The sequence below is a fragment of the Buttiauxella massiliensis genome, from assembly GCF_902500225.1.
In the GTDB taxonomy this organism is placed as follows: Bacteria; Pseudomonadota; Gammaproteobacteria; order Enterobacterales; family Enterobacteriaceae; genus Buttiauxella; species Buttiauxella massiliensis.
The window spans coordinates 1-1,710 of sequence record NZ_LR722684.1 but is presented as its reverse complement, the minus strand read 5'-3'; the positions used below and the strand labels follow the sequence as shown (position 1 = coordinate 1,710).

Genomic DNA, 1,710 nt, shown 5'->3' with positions numbered 1-1,710 from the left:
GAGGAGGGATCTTTTTCATGGCACCGTCACTTGTTGCACTATTTTCACCACCGAACGAACCGTGAACACCAGGGCGTCAGACAGGTCGCTGTAAACCGAACGACTGCGGTCCGCAGGATCAATGGCATAAGCGCCTTCATGGTCAACATTCACTGCCAGCGCAGCCTGAATACAGGGGGATGTGGTTCGGATTGCCGTGACCGGTACGGTACCATCACCGGGCGTCCCGGCCGATATCAGACTGTGGGTTCTTAACGGGGACAGTTCCACGGGGTTGCCGGCTTCCCTCCGGCGCCTCAACTCATCCTGAACACGCTGAGGGATGTTCTCTTCTTTCCATGTCAGGAATGCATCCGACGGATATTCTGCGCTGCCACCGTAAAACAGCCAGGTCTGGGGATGGTATTTGCCGTGCAGTTCTTCGATAAATATTTTGACTATTTCAGTTATCCGAGTTTCATATTGGCTCCACTCATTCTCGGTGTTGTCTAGCAGCAAATCCTGTTCACACAGCCGCCACCAGGCCGTTTTGTCCAGGTAAATATCCTCATAGGGATTGCCCAGCGGAAGGGACTGACAGATACCATTATCCTCTATTTTCAGCCACCCCGGACCATACGCCATGCCTGGCAGGAGCTGTAACGGGCCGGGGGACTGGGCCAGCACCGGCATCAGCTTTTCTGCATTATTCCCGATAATCATCCCGATAACGCCGCGTTCACCGGTTTTCATGCGCCGGTAGGCTGCCGGCGAGCCGAGATCCGGCATCACGCCGTGCACAATCCCCAGAATATTGGCCTGTCCGCCCATGTTTTCGGAGTAGTGCCGGGCAACCAGCCCTCCCATCGAGTGGGTAATAAGTATGACCTTGTTCACCGCCAGTCGACCGTGATAATCCCCCATTACCTTGATGATATATTTTTCCAGCAACGCCGCCGAATCCGCATTGGACTGCAGCCAGTTATAACCAAAGACGTGCAGCGGGTATAAGAATTTGTAGCTGTGATCCACCTCCGCCTCAGTGAGCGGGGACTCGCCCTTTTCAGCGCCCAGATCGACGTCAATAAACTGCTGTCGGGACGTCTTCTGCTGAGAGTCCCTGAAAAAATTATCCATCAGGATATTGTCGTCATTGAGCAGGTACTGGATCTTGTCAAGCGCCTCACCGTAGCTTTTGTAAAACGCACTCCCCCATCCCCGTTCCCGGCGGGAGGGGAATTTGCTGCCCTCCGCCCCCTCGTTAAAAATCTCCTCGCTGTCATCCACCGTTGTGGTCTTCGGGTCAAGCAGGAGCTTCCTTTTCTCCGGACTAGCAGTCGGCCATTTTCCCAGTGATGAAGGACTGAACTGCCACACTTCACCGCCCGCATTTTTCAGGTTAGACCCCATAACGCCGGGCAGAAAAATAACAGGGATAACTTTTGTCGGCGGTTTGAGACAGACTGCGATGTGATTTTTTTCGCTCGGCTGTAAAGTGGTTGGATAACAAACCTGACCATTTTCATCCCATTCAGGTCGATGGTAAGTCGTATTTTCTTTGTTATCTTTATCCATGATTGATTTTCCTTTTTCTGTTTATACGAATGAAGCCGTGGTCAATGTCTGCTCAGTTCCATCTCCACTGACTAACCGGATCATTTGTCCCGCTACAGGTGAATCATCATATGGCCAGCGAACTTCCGGCGTAACAGCAAAATCAGCGCTCTCCCA

At 52.5% G+C, this 1,710-nt stretch carries 1 protein-coding gene; it reads right to left on the bottom strand.

All coding sequences use genetic code 11. The features are described from left to right. Positions 1 to 15: 15 nt before the first annotated feature. Positions 16 to 1,554, bottom strand: coding sequence for an esterase/lipase family protein (locus GC128_RS22885; RefSeq protein ID WP_151996191.1), 1,539 nt, complete (start codon positions 1,552 to 1,554; stop codon positions 16 to 18). Positions 1,555 to 1,710 lie beyond the last annotated feature (156 nt).